The sequence below is a fragment of the Natronobiforma cellulositropha genome, from assembly GCF_025629245.1.
In the GTDB taxonomy this organism is placed as follows: Archaea; Halobacteriota; Halobacteria; order Halobacteriales; family Natrialbaceae; genus Natronobiforma; species Natronobiforma cellulositropha.
This window is the reverse complement of the sequence record NZ_JANZXN010000003.1, coordinates 1-22,839: the sequence shown is the minus strand read 5'-3', so window position 1 is coordinate 22,839 and position 22,839 is coordinate 1. Positions and strand designations below refer to the sequence as shown.

12 protein-coding genes are annotated in these 22,839 nt (G+C 64.7%); 11 read left to right on the top strand and 1 reads right to left on the bottom strand.

Features of this window, described 5'->3' with window-relative positions; translation table 11 throughout:
- Positions 1-105 precede the first annotated feature (105 nt).
- The 7 genes from N0B15_RS00195 to N0B15_RS00165 all read left to right on the top strand — a co-directional run bounded on the left by N0B15_RS00195 (position 106) and on the right by N0B15_RS00165 (position 12,453).
- Positions 106-1,635, top strand: coding sequence for a glycoside hydrolase family 5 protein (locus N0B15_RS00195; protein WP_263004942.1), 1,530 nt, complete (start codon positions 106-108; stop codon positions 1,633-1,635).
- Between the two features lie 143 nt (positions 1,636-1,778).
- Positions 1,779-3,239, top strand: a complete 1,461-nt coding sequence (locus tag N0B15_RS00190) for a glycoside hydrolase family 18 protein (RefSeq protein WP_263004940.1) — start codon at positions 1,779-1,781, stop codon at positions 3,237-3,239.
- 155 nt (positions 3,240-3,394) lie between these two features.
- Positions 3,395-4,993 (top strand): glycoside hydrolase family 5 protein, encoded by a 1,599-nt coding sequence (locus tag N0B15_RS00185; protein ID WP_263004938.1) that lies wholly within the window; start codon positions 3,395-3,397, stop codon positions 4,991-4,993.
- 144 nt (positions 4,994-5,137) lie between these two features.
- On the top strand, positions 5,138-7,543 hold the full coding sequence (locus N0B15_RS00180) for a hypothetical protein (RefSeq protein ID WP_263004936.1): 2,406 nt from the start codon (positions 5,138-5,140) through the stop codon (positions 7,541-7,543).
- Positions 7,544-7,611: 68 nt separating this feature from the next.
- On the top strand, positions 7,612-9,639 hold the full coding sequence (locus tag N0B15_RS00175; protein ID WP_263004934.1) for a glycoside hydrolase family 9 protein: 2,028 nt from the start codon (positions 7,612-7,614) through the stop codon (positions 9,637-9,639).
- Between the two features lie 210 nt (positions 9,640-9,849).
- A complete protein-coding gene (locus tag N0B15_RS00170; protein ID WP_263004932.1) occupies positions 9,850-10,614 on the top strand; it encodes a hypothetical protein in 765 nt (254 codons plus the stop codon).
- A gap of 132 nt (positions 10,615-10,746) precedes the next feature.
- The gene (locus N0B15_RS00165; RefSeq protein ID WP_263004930.1) at positions 10,747-12,453 is read left to right on the top strand and encodes a hypothetical protein; all 1,707 of its coding nucleotides are present in this window, start codon (positions 10,747-10,749) and stop codon (positions 12,451-12,453) included.
- Between the two features lie 70 nt (positions 12,454-12,523).
- Here the strand turns inward: N0B15_RS00165 and N0B15_RS00160 are convergent, their stop codons facing one another.
- A complete protein-coding gene (locus N0B15_RS00160) occupies positions 12,524-14,293 on the bottom strand; it encodes a vanadium-dependent haloperoxidase (RefSeq protein WP_263004928.1) in 1,770 nt (589 codons plus the stop codon).
- Between the two features lie 367 nt (positions 14,294-14,660).
- Here N0B15_RS00160 and N0B15_RS00155 point away from each other — a divergent pair, with 367 nt between their 5' ends.
- The 4 genes from N0B15_RS00155 to N0B15_RS00140 all read left to right on the top strand — a co-directional run.
- Entirely contained in the window at positions 14,661-16,163 is a 1,503-nt protein-coding gene (locus N0B15_RS00155; protein ID WP_263004926.1) for a glycoside hydrolase family 5 protein, read from the top strand.
- A gap of 25 nt (positions 16,164-16,188) precedes the next feature.
- The gene (locus N0B15_RS00150; protein ID WP_263004924.1) at positions 16,189-16,794 is read left to right on the top strand and encodes a hypothetical protein; all 606 of its coding nucleotides are present in this window, start codon (positions 16,189-16,191) and stop codon (positions 16,792-16,794) included.
- Between the two features lie 257 nt (positions 16,795-17,051).
- Positions 17,052-18,977: a glycoside hydrolase family 5 protein gene (locus tag N0B15_RS00145; protein WP_263004922.1), complete on the top strand. Its 1,926-nt coding sequence runs from the start codon at positions 17,052-17,054 to the stop codon at positions 18,975-18,977.
- A gap of 497 nt (positions 18,978-19,474) precedes the next feature.
- The coding region (locus N0B15_RS00140; RefSeq protein ID WP_263004920.1) for a cellulase family glycosylhydrolase at positions 19,475-22,839 on the top strand (3,365 nt) is incomplete at its 3' end.

Genomic DNA, 22,839 nt, shown 5'->3' with positions numbered 1-22,839 from the left:
GACCACCACACCAGAACTCTTACTTTCTTGTAGGACAGTTATTACTGTATTGTACTCGTAGGGAGTACGAACACAATGCGGAGGGTGCGCGGACGCACAGCAACAATGGTCGAGTTTACACACGAGACGGACGAACGGAACCGACGCGAGAACGAGGGTGCGAGCGGTGGCTGGGACCGCCGGAGCGTGCTGAAGGCCGCGGGCGGGGCGGCGCTGGTCGGCGGGCTTTCGGCCGCTGGAACCGGGACGGCCGCCGCCGAGGCGAACATGCCGACGCCGTGGCTCCACCGCGAGGGGAACCTGCTCAAGGATCCGGAGGGCAACGAGGTCGTCCTCCGCGGGGTGAACATCCCCGACCCGGCCCGCTCGAACAACGACGCGCCGTACTACAAACTCTTCGTCGAGGACCAGATCGAACTCGCGACCGACGAGGAGACCTGGTTCTCCCGGATTATTCGCCTGCCGATGCAGCCACAGGACATCGGCGACCACGGGGCCGGCGCGGTCGACCCGGTGGCGTTCACCGAGGAGGAGTTACTCGAGTATCTCGAGACGCACGTCGACTCGGCGGTCGAGAAGTGTAAAGAGGTCGGGGCGTACATCATCCTCGATTACCACCGCCACTACCCCGAAGGGCCGGACTGGGACGACCCGGACTTAGACGAGGAGATCCGGCTGTTCTGGGAGGTCGTCGCACCCCGGTACGCCGACCAGTCACACGTCATCTACGAGATGTACAACGAGCCGACGACACCCTACGCCGGCCAGGAGTGGGGCGTCGACGTCGAGATGGAGAGCGAGGAGGCCGAGGAGACCTGGCTCGAGTGGCGCGCGACCGCCCAGCCCTGGGTCGACCTGATCCGCGAACACGCCCCACATACGCTGATCATCATCGGCTCGCCGCGGTGGAGCCAGTGGACCTACTGGGCACCCCACCACGAGTTCGAAGGCGAGAACCTCGCCTACGCCGCCCACATCTACACCCAGGAGGACATGCGGCCGCTCGGGACCTACTTCGGCGAGCCCTCCGAGGAGGTGCCGGTGTTCATGACCGAGTTCGGCTTCGGCGGCCCACAGCCGTATCTCGAGGGCACCCGCGAGGTCCACGGCGCGCAGTTCAGCGACCTCTACGAGGAGTACGACCGCATGCACTGGACGGCGTGGTGTTTCGACTTCGACTGGGAGCCCTCGATGCTCTCTCGTGACTACGAGATCAAAAACGAGTGGGGTGAGTGGGTACAGGAACACCTCGAGGAGTGGCGTGACGACGACCTCCCGCAGGCGCCGAGTGACTCGCCGCCGGTCGGCGGTGGGAACGGCGACGGCGGAGACGACGGGAACGGTGACGGCGGAGACGACGAGAACGGTGACGGCGACGGCGGAGACGACGAGAACGGCGACGGCGATGGACCCGAACTCGACGTCACCGGCGACGGCAACCCCGCCCAGGACCTGACGGGCGACGGGCGCTACGAGGACGTCACCGGCGACGGCCAGTTCGGCTTCAACGACGTCGTGACGTTCTTCGAAGAACACGACAACGACGTCGTCCAGGGTAACGTCGAGTACTTCGACTTCAGCGACAGCGGGAGCGTGGGCTTCACCGACGTGATCTCCCTCTTCGAACGCCTGTAAGCCGCTCGAGCACCCCGCTCCGCTCGAGGACGTCGAGATGGGGCGAGACGCACAGGACCGAGCGATGCTCCCACGGTGTCTCGGCCGTGTCCCACCGGCGGGGGTGGTCGCTCGAGACGAGTACCCACGACGATCGCTGATCGATGACACGAGATACGAGACCGACGCCGACCGACGTACCGACCGACCGATCACCGCCGCGGCGCTCTCGCCGGTGGTTCCTCGGGGCGGGCATCGCCGGTGTGACTGCCGCGCTCTCGCCACTGGCGAGTGCAACCGCGACCGCGACCGCAACTGCGGGCGACTCGAGTGAGCCTCGCGTCGTCACCTACTACAGCGGGTGGTCGCGCTACACGCGCGAGTACTTCCCCGAGGACGTCCCCCTGGGAGCGGTGACGGACCTCAACTACGCCTTCCTCACCGTCGCCTCCGACGGCACCGTCGAGTACGTCGACGAGTGGGGCGACCAGGAGAATTTGGCTGCGTTCCGGGAGTTGAAAGCCGACTACCCCGAGACCAACTACTACCTCTCGATCGGTGGCTGGACGGAGTCGACGTACTTCTCGGATGCGGCGGCCACCGCCGAGACCCGCGAGCGCTTCGCCGAGACGGCCATCGAGTTCCTGCGGGAGTACGAGTTCGACGGCATCGACATCGACTGGGAGTACCCCGGCGGCGGTGGGCAGGCGGGCAACGTCACCCGTCCCGAGGACCCCGAGAACTACGTCCTCCTGCTCGAGGAACTGCGCGCCCAACTCGACGGCGCCGAGACCGCAGACGAGACCGAGTACGCGATCACGATGGCCGCCAGCGCGAGTCCCGCGACGGCCGGCAACCTCCTGATCGAGGAGATCGAACCGTATCTCGAGTACGTGACGGTGATGACCTACGACTTCGCAGGCGAGTGGAGCACGGAGACGGGCCACAACGCCCCGCTGTACGGCGAGGAGTTCAGCGTCGAGGCGTCGATGCGCTGGTGGGCCGACCAGCCAATCTCGCGCGAGAAACTACTCGTCGGGCTCCCCTTCTACGGCCGCGCGTTCGAGGACGTTCCCGCCGATGACGACGGGTTCGGCCAGCCGTTCACCGCGGCGGCGTCGATCCTCTACGACGAACTCCGCGAGCGCTACGACCTCGAGTCCCGGTCGGATACCGACGCCGTCACCTACGGCTGGGACGAGGCGGCCGCCGCCCCCTGGCTCTACGACGCCGACGAGGAGACCTTCGTCAGCTACGACGACCCAGACTCGATCGGGCTGACCGTCGAGTACGCACTCGAGGAGGGCTTCGGCGGCGTCATGTGCTGGGAGCAGGCCGGTGATCCCGACGGCGACCTGCTCGCGGTGGTCACCGGCCGCCTCGCAGGTGGGGTCGGCGGCCCGGACCTCGACGTGACCGGCGACGGCAACCCGGCCCAGGACCTGACGGGTGACGGTCTCTACGAGGATATTACGGGCGACGGCCAGCTCGGCTTCGCCGACGTCGTCGAGTTCTTCGAGCACCACGACGGCGGGGTGATCCAGGGGAACGTCGCGTCCTTCGACTTCAGCGGGAACGGTCGGGTTGGCTTCGACGACGTGGTCGCCCTCTTCGGGCGGGTGTGAGGCGCTCGAGCGTGGGGGCGCGTCGTCGTGACTGTGTCGGCGACTCGTCGCGAGACCCATAGATTCAAGAAATATCACGCTCAATTTATGCTGGAGCGAGCGTCTCGCGAGTGATGGGTCATGGGTGAGGCGTCTCGTGTTCACGAGTCACGAGCATGAGCAATACGAACGAGCGGCGAGAGCGACGGAGTACAGACGTACGAACGGCAGGCGATGGGCTCGAGCGGGTTCGAGAACGCGCTCGCTCGCTCTCGGGCCCGTCACGGCGTGAGTTCCTGCGGGCAGCGGGTGTCGGCGCGGGCGCGCTGGCGTTCGGTGTCGGGACCGGGAGCGTGAGCGCCCACCACGACGAGATTCCGCGCGATTCGGTCGAGATCGGTGACCGCGGAATTCCGACGCCGTGGCTCGAGCGTGACGGTAACCTCCTCCGGGACCCGGAGGGGAACGAGGTCGTGTTGCGCGGGGTGAACGTCACCGATCCGGCGCGCGCGGAGTCGCTGTTGTGGCGCTCGCCGCTCTGGCAGAACATCGAGCACGCGACCGACCCGGAGCGCGACTGGTACTCGCGGATCATCCGCATTCCGGTCCAGACCGGTGACATCGCGAACGTCGACCCGGACGACGGATCGATCATGGACTCGCCGGTCGACGAGGTCGAACCCGGCGAGTTCACGCGCGAGCAACTCGAGGCGTACATCGAGCACTACCTCCGGCCGGCGGTGGACTTCTGTGCCGAGTGTAGCGTCTACTGTATCGTCGACTACCACCGCCACACGATGCAGAACCTGCCGTTTACCGACCCCGACTTAGACGAGGAGGTCCGGATGTTCTGGGAGACGGTCGCCCCGGAGTTCGCCGACGACTCACACGTCCTCTACGAGGTGTACAACGAACCCATCGGGCCGTTCGTGGGCCAGGGCCAGAACGACGACCGGGACGTCCTCGACGACGATGGCGAGCAGACCTGGCTCGAGTGGCGCGAGGCTGCCCAGCCGTGGGTGGACACGATCAGAGAGCACGCCGAGCGGAACGTCATCATCATCGGGTCGCCGCGGTGGACCCAGTGGACCTACTGGGCACCGTACCACGAGTTCGAGGGCGAGAACCTGGCGTACGCGGCACACGTCTACACCCACGAGAACCTCCGGCCGCTCGGGACCTACTTCGGCGACGCCTCCGAGGAGGTGCCGGTGTTCCTCTCGGAGTTCGGCTACACCAACGACCACAACGCCGACTTCCTCATCGGGACGACCGACGAACACGGCGAGGAGTTCCGGGACTTCTTAGAAGAGTACGACAGCATGCACTGGCAGGCGTGGTGTTTCGACCCGTTCTGGGAGCCGGTGATGTTCGACTTCGACGACGGCACCCACGAGTGGGAACTCCTCGGCGGCGACGACTACCAGGGTGAGTTCTTCAGAGACTACCTGAAAGAGAAGCGAGACGACGATATTCCAGCGGGTGACGACGAGGACGACAGTGACGAGAACGGCGACGGCGACGGTGACGAGAACGGCGACGGTGAGGGGTCCGACCTCGACGTGACCGGCGACGGCAACCCGGCCCAGGACCTGACGGGTGACGGTCTCTACGAGGACATTACGGGCGACGGCACCCTCGGCTTCAACGACGTCGTCGAGTTCTTCGAGCATCACGACGGCGACGTCGTCCAGTCGAACGTCGACGCCTTCGACTTCTCGGACAGCGGCAGTGTGGGCTTCAACGACGTGGTCGCCCTCTTCGAACGCCTGTAAGCGCTCGAGCCACAGCCCTCCGCTCGGGGTGGTAGACGATTCGGACTCGAGCGGGTGACGGTCCAGATCGTGCCGCCGCGCTGATATTTTCACCATCTCGGAAATGAAAACATCTATTATACAGGTATTTCCATCTCTGAACGAATGGCTGACGGTGATTCGTGTTGGCGACGACGTGACGGTAGCGAACGATCGTGCGGACTCGAAGACTCGAGTCGGACGCACCTGCTGGGCCTGCTCGCGGCGGGAACGCTCGGGACCGGCATTGTCGGGCGCGTGGCCGCCGACGGTGAGGCGACGTCGGGCGACTCGCTCGAGGCGTGGGAGTCTGGCGGACCCTACAGCGCGGGTGCGCTGGTCACCTGGGAGGGGGCCGTCTGGGAGGCGCTCGAGGCGTTCTCGAGCGGTGAGCCGACACTGGAGAACGGCGACTGGGCGCACGTCGGTGACGTTCCGGAGGCGCTCGACGCCTGGGACCCGCGAGCGGCCTACCTCGAGGGGTCGACGGTAGTCTGGAACGGGCACTTGTGGCGGGCGAGTACGGCGTTGCCCTCGGGTGAGCCGACACCGACGCACGCGGAGTGGGAACCCGAGGCGTCGCTCGAGTCGGTCGGGCGGTGGGAGCCGTTTACGACCTACCCCGTGGGTGCGCTCGTCGTCTGGCGCGGTGCGCTCTGGGAGGCGACGCGGGCGACTTACGAGGTGGTGCCGAGCGCCGACGACCCGTCGTGGACGCGCCTCGAGCGGGTGTCGTTTCCCGGGTTCGACCTCCCGCTCGAGACCTGGGAACCGGCCGTCGCCTACGCACCCGGGGAGTTAACCGAGTGGTTCGGCGGGACCTGGGAGGCCCGGGAGACCGTCTGGGCGGTCCAGCCGCGGGAGGGAAACCACGCCTGGGAGCGTCTCGGCCGGACGCTCGTACCGTGGCGCGAGGGGACGTTCTACTACCCCGACGACCTGGTCTCCTGGGAGGGGCGCATCTGGGAGTGCCAGGACTGGTTCGTCCGCGAGGAACCGTCTCGAGCGAGTCCGGCGTGGCAGGCGGTCTCCGTCGGAACCTGGGGTGGAGAGCAGGCGCACGACCCCGGAGACGTGATCTACCACGATGGCTCTCTCTGGGAGGTTCGGGAGACGGACGACCGGTCACGGACCGCCCCGGCGGATGGGGTCGTCCCGCTCGCCGACCTCGAGGACGTACTCTCGATCACCGTCTCCGACGTACGCTGGGTGCAGGTGGTCGACAACACGGTCGCCGAGACCGACGGCGAGGTCGTCTACCGCGAGCCACACACGCCACGGCTGGCCGAGGGCGTCGCCTCGACGGTCGCGTTCGACCTCGAGTGCGAGGTCAACCCGTTGCTCGACCTGGATCAGGTCGACCTCACCGACCTCCTCTCGGGGGCGACGGTGGCGGTACGGGTGAGCGAACGCACCGAGGACGGGACGGTCGACCACGACTGCGTGATCGACCTCGGCGCGGTGGACGAGGACCTCCTGACGGTCCGTGACGGTGAGGTGGCGCTGTTCGACGACGTCGACGGCTCCTACCGCGCACTCGAGACCGCCGCCGACCCGCTCGTCGAGGAGATGCACGACGGCTTCGGCGCACCCACGGCGACGGTCGTTCCGGGCCACGCGAGCGTCACCGGCGACCGGAAGACGGGCTACGCACCGGAGGTCGTCGCCACGCCACCGTTACGACTCGGCTTCGTCGGCGTCTACGATTCGGGCCACGGGCGGAACTACGGGCCGGACCTCCACCCTCAGGACGACGGGCCGGCGGCCAACCCGCCGCAACTCGAGGAGACGGTCGAGACCGCCGTCGCCTATCTCGAGGCGACCTATCCGACGACGGAAGTCCGGGCGTACGTCCACCCCGAACCGATCGAAGGGACCGACGACTCGGGCGAGGCGTCCTACCAGCGCGACGCGCTGGCCGCCCACGAGGTGCTCACCGACTACCTCGAGACCGCTCGCGAGGGCGAGATTCCAGCGAGCGACCTCCTCGCCGGCGAGGGACCGATCGAGACGTTCGACGCGACGGTCCTGGTCGCGCCCTTCGATTACGGCGCCGGCCACTACTTCGACTACCACAACAACGGTGAACACGGCATCGCCCCCACGCTCGACGACAGCGCCGTCATCGCGCTCGAGGATCCCACCGCCGCGCCGGGGACCGACCCCGAGGACCACCACCCGGCGTCGACGATCGCCCACGAACTGGTCCACCGGTTCGTCCACGCGCCGTACTACACCGTTCCGGAGGGGACCGACGAGAGCGCCGTCGGCGACGCGAGCGTCCTCGGCGACAGCGGCGACGTCTGGTCGAGCGAGCACGCGGACACCGGTGTCTCCTCGCTCGCACTCGAACTCGACGCCGAGGCGAACACGGTGTCGCTCGAGCGCGAGCGGACGTTCATGGCGGTCGGCGCGGGCCGCCAGTGGACCGACGCCCGCGTCTACCAGCACCTCCTCGAGAGCGGCTTCGAGGACCTCGGTGCGGCGTCGAGTTCGAGCGACCCGGACGTGACCTGCCACGGCTGTCACTGACCGACGGCGTTTCCCGTTCGATCTTCCGGTGTCACTATTTTTATCACGTAGCGGGTGAAATTAGTCCCATGGCACGGATAGTCACGACTGGACGGAGAGACGTACTGAAGGCAACCGGTGGTCTCGCGGCACTCGCCGCATTGGGGACACTTCCGGGGACGGCGGCCGCGGAGTACATCGTCGACGAGACGCCGGTTCGCGTGAACCAGCTCGGCTATCTCCCGGACGAGTCGAAGATGGCGGTCGTCCTCGCCGACACGTCGACGTTCGAGGTACAGGACGCAGCGACCGGAACGACCGTCTACGAGGGCGACCTCTCCGCGCCGGTCGACGACGAGCCATCGGGCCAGACGGTCAGACACGCCGACTTCTCCGCACTGACCGACGACGGCGAGTACGTCATCGCCGTCGACGGCGCGACCTCCCACCCGTTCGAGATCGGCGAGGACGTCTTCGACGACGCGCTCGCGGAGATGGGGCGGCTGTTCACGCTCAAGCGCGCCGCCACGCACGTCGCCGATCCCATCACGGGGATCGACATCGGTCCCGGCCACACCCAGGACGCGCAGGCGCAGATGGCCGCACCCGACGACGAGTACTACTCCCAGGGTGAGACGCTCGACGTCTCCGGTGGCTGGTACGACGCGGGCGACTACGGCAAGTACGTCACCCCGAGTGCGATCACCGTCGGCTGTCTGCTGCTCGCCTACGAGCGCAACCCCGGCGCGTTCACCGAGGGCCAGTTCGAGATTCCCGACAGCATCGACGACCCGTACGTCGGCACGATGCCCGACGTGCTCGTCGAGTGTCGGACCAAACTCGAGTGGTTCCAGAAGATGCAACGGCCCGACGGCGGTCTCTACTACATCGTCTCCGGACAGAACTGGCCGGGGATGAACGTCCGCCCCGAGCAGGACACCCAGCAGCGCTACGTCTTCGGACTCTCCTCTGCAGGAACGGCGATGGCCGGGGCGACCTTCGCCCAGGCCGCCCGCCTCTACGAGGACCACGACCCCGACTTCGCCGCCGAGATGCTCGCGTGCGCCGAGGACGCCTTCGCCTTCATCGAGGACAACCCGAGCGTGGTCTGGCGGACCGACCCAGGCCAGGACGACGGCTCCGGGCCGTACACGCGCTCGGGCAACGACGACAACGACCGGTTCTGGCTCGCCGCCGAGTTGCTCAAGACGACCGGCGACTCGAGGTACAACGACTACCTCGAGTCTGCCGTCTCGGCCGAGTTCGGCGAGGAGCCGAACTCTTACGACTGGACCTCCGGGTTCACCATCGGCCAGTGGGCCTACCTCACCGCCGACGCGGCCGACGAGAGCCGCAAGAGCCAGATCGAAGGCGCGATCCTCGAGTGGGCCGACGACCTCCTCGAGCACATCGACGAGGACGGCTACAACAACGCACTCGAGGCCTACTACTGGGGCTGTGTGAAAAACGGCGTCGGCCGCGGGCACATCCTCCTGCTGGCGAACGAGATCCAGCCGAACCAGGCGTACGTCGACGCCGCACTCGACCAGCTCCACCACGCGTTCGGCCGGAGCGCGACCGGCTACAGCTACGTGACCGAACTGGGCGATCTGACGCCCGAGAACCCCCACGACCGCATCGTCGAGAGCACGGGCACCGTCCTCCCCGGCATGGTCGTGGGTGGACCGAACAACGAGCCAGCGAACGACGGCTCGACGAACTACTTCGACCCGTCGACGACGCCACCTGCGCTCTCGTACGTCGACGTCACCGACTCGTACTCGACGAACGAGTGGGCGATCAACTACTCAGCGCCCGTCGTGCTCATGGTCGCCGAAGTCGTCAACTGGGAGGGCCGCAAATCCGACGACGGTGACGACGGTCCTGAGCCGTCCGGTCTCGACGTCAACGGCGACGGCAACGACGCCCAGGACCTGACGGGTGACGGTCTCTACGAGGACGTTACGGGCGACGGCAACCTCGGCTTCAACGACGTGGTGACGTTCTTCGAGGAACACAACAACGACGTCGTCCAGTCGAACGCCAGCAACTTCGACTTCTCGGGCAACGGGAGCGTCGGCTTCAACGACGTGGTCGCCCTCTTCGAACGCCTGTAGGGCGTTCGCGCGAGCACATCCCTGCTTTGCGTCGTTCGAGCGTCTCACGGACGCTCGAGCACCCGAGACGACCGTTCCGCAGCCCTCGAGAGCCGCCCCGACACTCGAGGACCAACGGTGGCTGGCCCACTCTCCACCTGGGCCGTCGGTCGCGGTTAATATCTACCGAACAATGGGTATTTTTATAGTTCTGGAGCGTAACTATTATCCATGGTTGACCACAGAACCATCGCTACTGCAGGGCTGGCTGCGGGGGGCGTCGCGCTGGCGGCCTCGAGTTCCGCCTCGGCGGTCTCGGTGCCCGCAGGCACCGTCGACGACTTCTCCGACTGGTCGGACGAGAACGACCTCGGCGAGTTCACCGGCGCTGGCGAGTTCGAGAACGGCGGCGGCTCCGGCACGGTGTCGGGCGACGCGCTCCGACTCGAGTACGACGACGCCGGCTGGTTCCTCAGCAACGTCCGCGAGGATCTCTCCGACTACGCAGAACTCGTCCTCACCGTCACCGGCGACGACGGCGGTGAAGAAGACGACATCACCCTCGAGATCGGCAACGTCCGCGACACGCTCTCGAACCTGACCGACGACTCCATCGGCACCTCCTCCTCGACCGTGACGGTCGACCTCGTCGATGCGGGTGTCGATCGCTCGATGGTCCAGGACATCTGGCTCACCTTCTGGGGCGCTGGCAGCGGTGCGATCGAACTCGACTCGATCTCGATCGTCGGTGAGGAGCCGACGCCTCCCGGCGAGGGTCTCGACGTCAACGGCAACGGCTACGACGCCCAGGACCTCTCGGGTGACGGTCTCTACGAGGATATCACGGGCGACGGAAACCTCGGCTTCAACGACGTCGTGACGTTCTTCGAAGAACACAACGGCGCGGTGGTCCAGAACAACGTCGAGTACTTCGACTTCTCGGGCAGTGGGAGCGTCGGCTTCAACGACGTGGTCGAACTGTTCGAGATGATCTGAGGGCGTCCACCTCACTGGGTCGGCTGTACACACATCCGGTCCGCTCGATTCTTCGGATAGCAGCCGCTCGGAAACAATGTTGTATACTTTTAATAATAATACTTAATAGGCTGTACGCCTGAATAAATCGACATGGTCAAACGCAGGACCGTTCTGAAAAACGGCATCGTTCTCGGAACGGCTGGGCTGGTCGGCCTGACCGCCAGCAACACAGCCAGCGCATCCTCACACGACGGCGACGGACTCGTCGTCAACGAGTTCGGTGCGGGCTATCCGGGGGCAAACGAACTGGGCGAGTGGACTGGCGACGCGGCCTTCGACGACAGCGGCGTCTCGGGCGGGGCGCTCCGACTCGAGTACGACGACGGCGGCTTCTTCGCCACCAACGTCTTCGCGGACGTCTCGGCGTACGACACACTCGAGATCACCATCAGCGGCGACGCAGGCGGCGAGGAAGACGACATCGACATCCGCGTCGGTGACGTCCGTGACTCGCTCGCGAGCCTGACGAGCGACTCGATCGGAACGAGTTCCTCGACGCTGTCGATCGACCTCGCGGATGCGGGCGTCGATCAGTCCTCGGTCGAACTCGTCCGACTCGGCTTCTGGCACGAGGGCAGCGGCGCCGTCGAGATCGAAGAGATCGCGTTCGTCGGCGAGGGCGACGGCAGCAGCGGTGGTGGCGACTACGAGGAGATCACCGCCGACGACACGCTGCTCGACCTCTGGCCCGACTACGAGTACGGCGGCTACGGCGACGCCATCGAGATCGACGAGTACTTCCCGAGCGAAATCTCCGACGGCGACGGCCACGGCGACCACTCGGCGGTCAACTGGCCGGACGACCAGAAGGCCGCTCACTTCAACGTCGACCTGGATGCGATCCGCGACGGCGCTCGAGACGGCTCGGTCACCTTCGGCGAGATGGGTGACGTCGTCCTCGACCACGTCAACCAGTACCTCGCAGAGGGCATGTCGCGCCGGTCGATCGCGATGCTCTTGCCGCGGCTGATCATGCTGCCCCACGACACCGAGGACCCGACCTATCACCAGGGCGAGAACTGGTTCCCGGAGACCTACGGGCCGGTCGAGGCGACGAACGACCCCGACCAGCTGATCCAGGACCCCTGGCCGCTCGACGCACGTTCGTACGACCCCGACGAGGTCGCGATTCGCGACCGCGCCCACGACCAGCTCCACCACGAGAACATGGAGGGCTGGACGGAGAATGACATCCTCGACGACGACCGATACAACGACCCGGACAACCCGATTCACCTCCTCGCCGAGGGACTGCACCCGGTCACCGAAGAGCCACTCGGCGGCGACGGCTTCACCGCCAACGCGCCGATGGAAGTCGAGGCCCGGATCAACGACGAGGGCGGCTTCTGGTACCAGCTGCTTCAGTTCAAGAACCTGAGCAACGTCCCGTACCACCTCAACGCCGCCGTCGTGATGTGGATCGGCCCATCCGGCCAGAACGCGGGCAACCTCCGTACGGGCCACTACAACAACGAACAGCGCCCACAGCCCGGCTGGGGCCACCCACAGCGTGACGTCATCGAAGTGCTCCACGACGAGGAGAAGATGCTCTCGGCGTGGGCGGTGCGCATCGCGTTCCACGACGAGCCGTACAACATGCGGACGGCCTACCCGAACCAGCTCTGGTCGCTCGAGCAGGGTATGACCGTCCCCGACTACTACGAGGACGACCCAGACGCACGCCAGGAACTCGTCGAGACGATGGTCAACACCTGTCACGTCGAGATCGAGACGGACATGGACCGCAACGACGACTTCCTCGACGCGCTCGACATGCGCAACCGGATGTCGAACTAGATCCGCGAACGAGTTTTTTCGCTGCGGACATTTTCGACGCCGCTGGCGGTGGTCTGTTACTCTCGAGCGATCAGATCGGCTCGTTTCGCGCCTGTGTGCGCAATGTTTCCAGCGTATCGAACGAGACGGCGACTTGCCAATCGTTCGACCCGTACATGTCGCTACTATCGAATTCGTCGTCGACGAGTGGCGAGAACGTCAGCCGTTCGTCTTCACTGCTGCCCTGTGTGTTGGTCTCGTTGTTGTTGTACTCGAAGTGGTCGAGGAGCGTCGCAATAGCGATCTGTTCGCCGAGGAGTGCGCCGTAGACGTGGTCGGTCCGGAAGTGCACTCCGGCCCAACAACGGCCGAGACCGATGTTCTGCAAGAGCTTGTTCAGCTCCCAGTGTACGGTCATCGCCTGCGGGAACGTCGTCACCCGCTCTCCCTCGTCTGTCACGTCGTGGTACGGACCATCGATCGAAGACAGTGACTCGTTCTCGAAGAGTGCTTTCAGTACGGTTACACAGGCACCGCCGAGTGTCGAGTGTCCACTCGGATACGCCGGGTGAGCGGGCGACCCTTCTGGAAAGGCGAGTGGGAGGTAACTGTCTTCGTACTCGCTGATCGATTGCAGCTCACTGTAGGCGTTCGTCGCCTCGATTCCGGTGAGTTCGGCTGGACTTCCAGCACCGTCGTAGTACTCGACGCGTTGTGCGTACGTCTCGGGCCTGAGCCGGCGGTGAACCGCCCACTTGTGGTGCCAGGCGGCTTGTAGTGCGTTTCGTGCGACCCTCGCGACGAGGTCGAGTACGGCGACGGCCCCGTGATCGATGTACGGGAAGATGTCGTCGTCGTCGACGTACGCGAGTGCCGGGTCGAGTGGGGCACCACGGTTCAGCAGGTACAGTGCTGCACGCATGTACGGTTCGTATGACGGATCTCCTCGTGTGAAGGCCGCGAGGTCTCGGCCAGTGTGGATAAATCTCGTCTCCCCTGACTCGGGATCGTCGACGCTTAGGTTGCCGTCGTTCTCCGGCGGCGTCTGCCCGGGTCCTGGTTCTGCACCACCCCTAACTCCGGTCACAATTTCTTCCCACTCACTACTACTCGTTCCGTAATCCGTCTCGGAGAAGTACCTGATCTCGGGAGTCGAGGTCATCGCTCCGACGTCGACGTCGGCGAGTAGGAACTGACTCACCGGCGGTCCGATGACTGATCCGCCGGGGTGGTGGAACTGCCCTTCAAACGCGTTGCTCGATCCGAGGTTGTATCTACGAAACAGCGACTCAGTATCGTTGAACTGGTCTAGATCATCGTCTCTGTCGCCTAGGTCGTAGCTGTCAATATATATGCGCAAATCTTCGAGATATTCGTCTCGAACCAACGCCATCCAGTACAGGTCGACCAGCTCTGCTTTCGTCCGATCACTGTCGTACGCTGGTGCGGGTGGCATCGTCCCGACCCACGGATCGACACCTTCGGTCCCGAACTCGAAACTCGAGTTAGGACTCACGAGTGGCCGCTCGTTCTCTTTGGTAATCGCCGTCCAGGTTTCACTCTCGATTGCGCTGACGAACACGTCGTACTGGCTTTCGTCCACGAACCCGCCGTCGCTGCCGGCAACGGCTTTCGTGTAGGCGTACGGCCGTACCGGCGATTGGCTTCCGACTACCACGTCCTCGTCGTCGTTCGAGTCGTGGCCGATATCGCCGGTGAACTCATCGAGCAGGTCGTCTCGTGTATCCTCCCGCCGCTGCTGTGCGTCGGCGAGTCTGCCACTCTGGATCGCTGCTGCTGTTCCGGACGCACTTGGGAATCCGAGAACGCTCATCCCGCCGGCCATCGCGACTCCTTGCATCACGCGCCGCCGACTCACTATGTGCTGCAACCGGCTCGTCCGCTCTTCGTTCGAATTCTCGGCACCATTGCTTTCGTCGTACGCCGCGGCCCGATCACCAGGCATGCCAGCGTAACGGGAATCTCCATTGGACATTGCGACTGGTTGTTCAAACAGTTTTCACTTATATTTTGTCATATTTATCTTGGGTTTCACCCGTGATTTAATTTCACCTGCTGTGACGAATCACGCTCACTGTCGTCTCGCCACCCGTCTATCCCCCAAAATTAACTGCGTTCAGCGCCGACGATGGTTGTTTTCCCGATCCAGCAGAAAGCTTTAATTAATAGTGGTGTACAATAGCAGGGTATCGACGGCCACGCGCGACATGAACGACCGATCACGAGGGGGCGGGGACTTCGAACGGACCGATACGAGTACCGACGCCCTCCAGACGACGGCAGATGGACAGCCAACACAGCGACGAGCGGGCGAGACGCCGAGGGCGACCCGGCGCTCGTTCTTGCAGACGTCGGCCGCCGGGGCGTTCGTCGCCGGGACGGGTCTCTCGACGGCTGCCGTCGGGAGCGTCACGGCCGAGGACGAGGACGACCGCGGCATTCCGACGCCGTGGCTCGAGGTCGACGGCAACCTCTTGCGGGATCCTGACGGGAACGAGGTGGTCCTGCGCGGGGTGAATACGATCGATCCGGCGCGGGCGAACGGCGAAGCGCCGTACAACACGATGTTCATCGAGGACCAGCTCGAGCTGATGACCGACGAGGAGACCTGGTTCTCGCGGATCGTCCGGCTGCCGATGCAGCCACAGGACATCGGCGACCACGGCGCGGGGGCGGTCGACCCGGTCGCCTTCGACGAAGCCCAGTTAGTCGAGTACCTCGAGACGCACATCGATCCGGCGGTCGAGAAGTGCAAAGAGATCGGGATGTACGTCATCGCCGACTACCACCGCCACTACCCCGAGGGTCCGGACTGGGACGACCCGGAGTTAGACGAGGAGATCCGGCTGTTCTGGGAGGTCGTCGCGCCACGGTACGCCGACGAGTCACACGTCATCTACGAGGTGTACAACGAGCCGACGACACCGTATCCGGCGGCGAACGACCCGACGACGGACGTGCCGGTCCGCGGCGAGGAGACCGAGGAGAACTACCTCTACTGGCGCGAGACGGCCCAGCCCTGGGTCGACCTGATCCGCGAACACGCCGAGCGGAACATCATCATCATCGGCTCGCCGCGGTGGTCGCAGTTCACTTACTGGGCGGACAAACACGAGTTCGAGGGCGAGAACCTGGCCTACGCGGGCCACGTCTACAGCCACGACAACCTCCGCCCGCTCGGGACCTACTTCGGCGACACCTCCGAGAACGTGCCGGTGTTCATGACCGAGTTCGGCTTCCAGCCCTACGACGGCGCGCCGTATCTGGTCGGCACCAGAGAGGAACACGGCGAGGACTTCTACGAGTTCTACGAGGAGTACGACAGCGTCAACTGGACGGCCTGGGTGTTCGACTTCGAGTGGAACCCCTCGATGGTCGACCGCGACTACGAGGTCGGCAACGAGTGGGGCGAGTGGGTCCAGGAGTACCTCTACGAGAAGCGAAACGACGACCTGCCGGGTGCCGAGGGTGGAAACGGGGACGACCCCGTTCTCGACGTCACCGGCGACGGCAACCCGGCCCAGGACCTCACCGGCGACGGTCTCTACGAGGACGTCACCGGTGACGGCCAGTTCGGCTTCAACGACGTGGTGACGTTCTTCGAGGAACACGACGGCACGGTCGTCCAGAATAACGTCGAGTACTTCGACTTCAGCGGCAACGGGAGCGTCGGATTCAACGATGTCGTCGCCCTCTTCGAGATGATTTAAGATGAGACGAACTAACCATACACGTATGCATACACGACTGCTCACACTCACCGTTGCACTCGCCGTCGTCGCGTCACTCGCGCTCGTCGGCACCCTCCCTGCTGCTGCTGCCGACGGCGCACCGACGATTTCGGTGAGCGACGCCGACGTCGACCCCGATGGGACCGCGACGGTCGACCTCACGATTTCGGAGGCACCGAACGGTCTCTCCGGGTTCACCGTCAACGTCTCGACTGACGGCGCCGTCGAGATCACGGACGCGGCCGTCGACGACGTCTTCGGACTCGGCGGTGCCACCATTGCCGACGACGGCAGCGAGGTCGGACTCACCGCGGTCGACATCAATCGGGACGTCGGTCCGACCGACGACCCCGTCCACCTGGCGACCCTCGAACTCCGCGGTGTCGACCCCGGTGACGGCACGCTCGAGGTCACCGTCAACGCCATCGAGGACGACGAGGGCAACGTGTTCGACACCGCGACCGGCCACGGTTCGGTGACCGTGACGGGCTCGAGTGCCAGTGCGTCGGCCGGTGGCGACGACGACGGGCTGGCGGTCGAGACCGGCGTCCTCGTCGGTGGACTGGCGCTGCTCGTGGTAGCCGGGCTGGTCGCGCGCTACCGAAGCTAACGCGTGGGCACTCGACGAGTGTCACTTGCGGACGCGAGCGCGCACTCCTTCTCTTTCGATTGGTTTTACGACTGTCACATGCTGACAGCCGAACTATAATATAAGCCGATTATGAAAATTTTTATTAGTGGGTAGTCTGTAAATAGTCATTGTGTACCGCGCCACGCGCACGTCCACCACACCTACGTCGGACGGCCTGCGTAGCATGGGGGCGGTATTCACAGGTGGCATTCCCTGCGGAGTGCCTTCGAGCAACAATGAGCGACAATAACAGGCAACACGACCGAGCAGGACAGTCGAGCAACCACGGAAGTACGGGATCGACCCGACGTGGCTTCCTCAAGACGACCGCCGCTGCGGGGGCAGTCGCGGCCGGTTTCACCGCGGGTATGACCGGCACCGCGAGCGCGCAGAACATCACCATCGCGCCGCTGGCGCGTGACGGGAACAAGATCGTCGACCCACAGGGTGAGGAAGTCATCCTCCGTGGGACCAACACGGCAGACCCCGCCAAGCAGAGCCGCACGTGGCGTGGCCAGACCGGTCTCGAGACGTTCGAGCTTGCGACCGACGAGAGCGAGGGCTGGTACCAGCGCTGTATCCGTGTCCCCGTCGAGCCGACGCAGGTCGCGACCGGCGTCGACGACCCGGAACCACACCAGGTCCCCCACGGTGACGACTGGGGTCCACTCATGCCCGGTGGCTTCGACGCCAGCGACGTCGAGTGGTACTGCCAGAACTACATGGACGACATCGTCCAGTCCGGTCAGGACCGTGGCGCGTACGTCATGATCGACTACCACCGTCACTACCCCATCTTCCACCAGGCCGAGCACGCAGACCACGGCGTCCCCAGCGACGTCTGGAATTGTGACTCGAGCACGCCCGACTACGACTGGCGACACCCGGAAGTCTGTGGCGAGCGAGACACGATGTGGCACGGTGAGGACCAGGTCGACGACATCCACGCGGCAGCCGAAGACCAGGGTCTCGTCGAGGCCCTCGCCGCAGATGGTAACGAGCTCTACACCGAGCCAGCAGAGGTCTCCAACGCGCTCGACTACGAACTCCACACGTTCTGGGAGGTCATGGCCGACCGCTACGCGGGCGAGGACAACGTCATCTTCGACATCTACAACGAGCCGACGGCACCCTACAGCGGTGACTGGGGTTCGCCGACCCGTCCGGCCGGTGAGCTGTCACTGATCGATGACCCAGAAGGTGATTTCGACGTCGCGAACCCGGACAACAAGGTCTGGTACGACCTGTTCCGCGACCGCGCTCAGCCGTGGGTCGACACGGCAGAGGACAACGGCCCGGGCCACCTCGTCACCATCGGGAACCCGCGCTGGAGCCAGTACACCTACTGGGCACCGTTCAACGAGTTCGAAGCCGAGAACATGTGTTACACGGCTCACGTCTACACGCAGGGCGACCTCCGACCGCTCTCGGAGTACTTCGGCCAGCCCTCCGAGCACGTGCCGATCTTCTTCAGCGAGTTCGGTTGGATCGAAGGCGGCGGTCTCCTCGTCGACACCCCGTGGATGGACTGTACCACGGAGGAGAACGACGACCCGGCCACTGCCGACTGTCAGCCGTTCATCGACGAGTACACGGACTTCCTCTACGACTACGATGTCCACCCACAGACCTGGTGTTTCGACCACACCTGGGAGCCGAACTTCTTCTCGCACGGAGACCCCGGCCCAGGCGGCGCCGCCGGCGCACCCGGTGCGGACGACTGGATGGACCACCTCAACGACCACACGCCCGGCCAGTGGTGGCACGACCTCAACCAGGACCTCGCGGGCGACCGCGACGACCCGAACCCCGGCAGCGCGCCGTACCCGGACGCTGACAACAGCAAGAACAGCCTCCACATCGGCTACGACCCCGTCCCGTCGGAGTACGACGACGCCTACGAGATGGACCCCAACGGCACCCCACCAGAACCACCATCCGGTCTCGACGTCAACGGCAACGGCATGGACGCCCAGGACCTCTCGGGCGACGGTCTCTACGAGGACATCACCGGCGACGGCAACGTCGGCTTCAACGACGTCGTGACGTTCTTCGAGGAACACAACAACGACGTCGTCCAGAGCAACGCCAGCAACTTCGACTTCAGCGGCAACGGCAGCGTCGGCTTCAACGACGTCGTCGCGCTGTTCGAGATGCTGTAAGCGTCGGAAACTCCACTCCGAACGCACCTCGTATCGATCCGGACGACCTCGAGCGCACTCCGCTCGAGTGTCTGACGTGAACGCCACCGGACCTCGTTGGCGTGCACACCACTGACCGTGGGGGCGTGTCAGTCGGTGTGCGTGCTGTGCGGCAGCTCGGGACCATCACCGCCGCCAGCGCCCAGGGACCACACGCTGACGTCGTCTCGGTTTTTCGCGGACCGTTCTCCTCTCTTCTCTCTACCCCTTCATATTATGTAATACCATTATGAAAAATTTTATGTGCAGGTAGTCTCTAATTAGAGGCGTATACTGCACCACGCGCACGTCCACGATTCGCGTTGACTAACGCGCCATGGTCGCGGTGTTCACAGGTGGCGCTCCAGACGGAGGGCCTTCGACAAAACATGAGCGATAATAGGAAGCAATCCGGTCGAGAGGAACAGTCGAGTGACCACACACGACAACGGCTCACGTCGACGTCGCGCCGTAACTTCATGAAGGCGTCGGCAGTCGGTGCCGGTGCGGTCGCAACGGGGTTATCGGCGGGGCTGTCGGGAAGTGCCGCTGCCGAGGGGGGTATTCCAACGCCCTGGCTGCACGTCGATGGTAACCTGATCAAAGACCCGGAGGGGAACACGGTCAAACTGCGTGGGGTCAACATCGCCGACCCGAAACGCATGGACACCCTCGCCCCCGTCCGCGGGAAGAACACAGAGCAGGTCGTCGACATGCTCACCGATGCCAGCGACGGCTGGTACACGCGCGTGATCCGCATTCCTGTGCAGCCGGTCGACATCGGCGAGCACATGCCCGGCCACATCGCCGGGCCGCCAGATGCGGGCGCGTTCACCGAGGCGGAACTCGAGGACTACCTCGAGAACCACCTCGACCCCGTAATCGAGCAGTGTAAAGAGAAGGGCGTCTACGCCATCGTCGACTACCACCGCCACTGGGGCGAGGGCGACTTCGAGTGGGACCAGCCGGAACTCTTCGACGAGGTCCAGATGTTCTGGGAGACCGTCGCGCCCCGGTACGCCGACGAGTCCCACGTCATGTACGAGATGTACAACGAGCCGACCAACCCTGGGATCTGGGAGGACCCGCTCACCGTCGACTGGGCTGCTGAGGTCTGGTACGACTGGGTCGAACACGCACAGCCGTGGGTCGACACGATCCGCGAGCACGCACCGGATAACCTGATTCTCATCGGTTCGCCCAGCTGGTCTCAGGTTCCCGAGGGCGCACTCCTCGAGCCGTTCGAGGGTGACAACCTGGTCTACACCTACCACATCTACCCCGGCCACGACGTGAGTCAGGCAGAGGAGTGGGCCGGATCCTACGCCGAAGGAGGCACCAGCGGTGTCTTCGAAGAGTACCCGATGTTCGTCACCGAGTTCGGCTGGGAAGTCCAGGATCAGGACCTCCTCAGCGGAACTACCTCTGGCTTCGGTGAGTCCTTCATGGACTTCCTCGAGTCCAGCGACGGGATTCACTGGACCGCCTGGTGTGCAGACATCTGGTGGCTGCCGTCGATGTTCGAGCGCTCGTTCCAGGGCTCGGGCACCGAAGTCGAGCACCCCTACGAGGACCCGATTCCGGACGACTGTCCCAACCTCCCGTGTGAGTGGGACCTCCTCGGCCGTGACGTCGGTGACTACGACGACCACATGGGCGAGTACATCCGCGAGACGCTCGAGGACCTCAAAGACGACAAGGTCCCCGCGGGCGACGTCGTCGCACCGCCGGAGAACGGCGATGACGACGAAGAGGAAGGTGACGAGGACATCTCCATCACCCTCTCGTCGGACGAGATCGCCGTCGGCGACACCACCGAGGCCGAACTCGTTCTCGCAGAGGCGCCGAACGGTCTCTCCGGCTACGGCCTGAACGTCGAACTCGACAGCTCGGGCGCGACGATCGTCAGCGCTGACATCGACGACGAGTTCGAACTCGACAGTATCGACATTGCTGCGGACGGCTCTTCGGCCGAGCTGACGGCGGTCGACCTCATGAGCACGCTCGAGGACAGCATGAGCGACGTTTCGCTCGGCACCGTCGAGATCGAAGGTGCCGACGATGCGACCGTCTCCATCTCGGTCGTCGTCGACTCGGTCCAAGACACCGAGGGTGGCGAGATGGACGTCACCGGCGGCTCCGCCTCGCTCGTCGTTGGCGAGGGTGGCGAAGAGGAAGAAGAGGAAGAGGAGGAAGAAGAGGAGGAAGAAGAGGAAGAAGAAGAGGAGGAAGAAGAAGAGGAAGAGGAAGGTGACGAGGACATCTCCATCACCCTCTCGTCGGACGAGATCGCCGTCGGCGACATCACCGAGGCCGAACTCGTCCTCGCAGAGGCGCCGAACGGTCTCTCCGGCTACGGCCTGGACGTCGAACTCGACAGCTCGGGCGCGACGATCGTCAGCGCTGACATCGACGACGAGTTCGAACTCGACAGTATCGACATTGCTGCGGACGGCTCTTCGGCCGAGCTGACGGCGGTCGACCTCATGAGCACGCTCGAGGACAGCATGAGCGACGTTTCGCTCGGCACCGTCGAGATCGAAGGTGCCGACGATGCGACCGTCAGCATCTCGGTCGTCGTCGACTCGGTCCAAGACACCGAGGGTGGCGAGATGGACGTCACCGGTGGCTCCGCCTCGCTCGTCGTTGGCGAGGGTGGCGAAGAGGAAGAGGAAGAGGAAGAGGAAGAGGAGGGGACGATCACTATCGATATCGAAGATGTCGAAGTCGAATCCGGTTCCTCGACGATGGCACACCTCATCCTCGACGAAGCGTCGAACGGGCTGTCGGGCTTCCGCGTAGACGTGGAAGTCGACTCGTCGGTCGCGGAGGTCGTCGATGCGGCGGCCGATTCGAACTTCGGTATGGACCTGACGGAGCTCGCTGCAGACGGCTCGTCGATCGAGCTGTCTGCGGTCGATATAGAAAGCGAGCTCGAGGGTGAGCTGAGTAGCGTTCTCCTCGGTAGTGTGGAGATCGAAGGTGTCGCCGATGGCACGACCGACGTGACGGTCGTCGTGGACTCGGTCGAAGACTCCGACGGTACCGAGATGGACGTCGAGGGATCCTCAACCTCGCTCTCGGTGACGGGTGACGAACCTCCAGAAGTGGGCGATGGCATCACCGTCGACCTCGCAGACAGCGAGATCGACGAGGGTGACTCCACCACGGCGGACATCATCGTAGACGACGCTCCGAACGGTCTCAACGGCTTCCAGATCGACGTCAACGTCGATAGCTCGGTCGCCGAGATCACCGGCGCGGAGATCGACTCCGAGTTCGAGATCAGCATCGCACACCCCGTCTCGGCTGACGGTTCCTCGATTTCGCTCGAGGGTGCTGACTTCGCGAGCACGGTCGGTGCGGGATCGGCAGATGTCCCTCTCGCGACCGTTCACCTCGACGGTGTCAGCGAGGGTGACACCGACGTCGTCGTGACCGTCGACGCGATCAAGGACGACGATGGTGTTCTCAAGGACATCACTGGTGGTGCAGCAACGCTCACCGTTGGCGAGGGCGACGGCCCAGGGCCAGAGCCGGTTGACGGCCTGAACCTGACGCTCTCGGACGACGAGATCGACGCCGGTGACTCGACGACGGCGGAGTTGGTGCTGGGTCACGCACCGAACGCCCTGTCCGGGTTCGGCGTCGACGTAACGGTCGACAGTTCGGTGGCGGAGATCACTGGCGCCGCAGCCGGCGACGAGTTCGAACTGGACTCCACCGACGTGGCGGCGGACGGCTCGGTGGTGGAGATCTCGGCGGTCGACTTAGAGAGCACGCTGACGGGAAGTGTCAGCGACATCCACCTGGCGACGATCGACCTAGACGGCGTCGCGGACGG

Bases quoted from the DNA above. Each gene is read 5' to 3' on its own strand.
- N0B15_RS00195 (WP_263004942.1), top strand. From the start codon at position 106: ATGGTCGAGTTTACACACGAGACGGACGAACGGAACCGACGCGAGAAC.
- N0B15_RS00190 (WP_263004940.1), top strand. From the start codon at position 1,779: ATGACACGAGATACGAGACCGACGCCGACCGACGTACCGACCGACCGA.
- N0B15_RS00185 (WP_263004938.1), top strand. From the start codon at position 3,395: ATGAGCAATACGAACGAGCGGCGAGAGCGACGGAGTACAGACGTACGA.
- N0B15_RS00180 (WP_263004936.1), top strand. From the start codon at position 5,138: ATGGCTGACGGTGATTCGTGTTGGCGACGACGTGACGGTAGCGAACGA.
- N0B15_RS00175 (WP_263004934.1), top strand. From the start codon at position 7,612: ATGGCACGGATAGTCACGACTGGACGGAGAGACGTACTGAAGGCAACC.
- N0B15_RS00170 (WP_263004932.1), top strand. From the start codon at position 9,850: ATGGTTGACCACAGAACCATCGCTACTGCAGGGCTGGCTGCGGGGGGC.
- N0B15_RS00165 (WP_263004930.1), top strand. From the start codon at position 10,747: ATGGTCAAACGCAGGACCGTTCTGAAAAACGGCATCGTTCTCGGAACG.
- N0B15_RS00160 (WP_263004928.1), bottom strand. From the start codon at position 14,293: ATGCAAGGAGTCGCGATGGCCGGCGGGATGAGCGTTCTCGGATTCCCA.
- N0B15_RS00155 (WP_263004926.1), top strand. From the start codon at position 14,661: ATGAACGACCGATCACGAGGGGGCGGGGACTTCGAACGGACCGATACG.
- N0B15_RS00150 (WP_263004924.1), top strand. From the start codon at position 16,189: ATGCATACACGACTGCTCACACTCACCGTTGCACTCGCCGTCGTCGCG.
- N0B15_RS00145 (WP_263004922.1), top strand. From the start codon at position 17,052: ATGAGCGACAATAACAGGCAACACGACCGAGCAGGACAGTCGAGCAAC.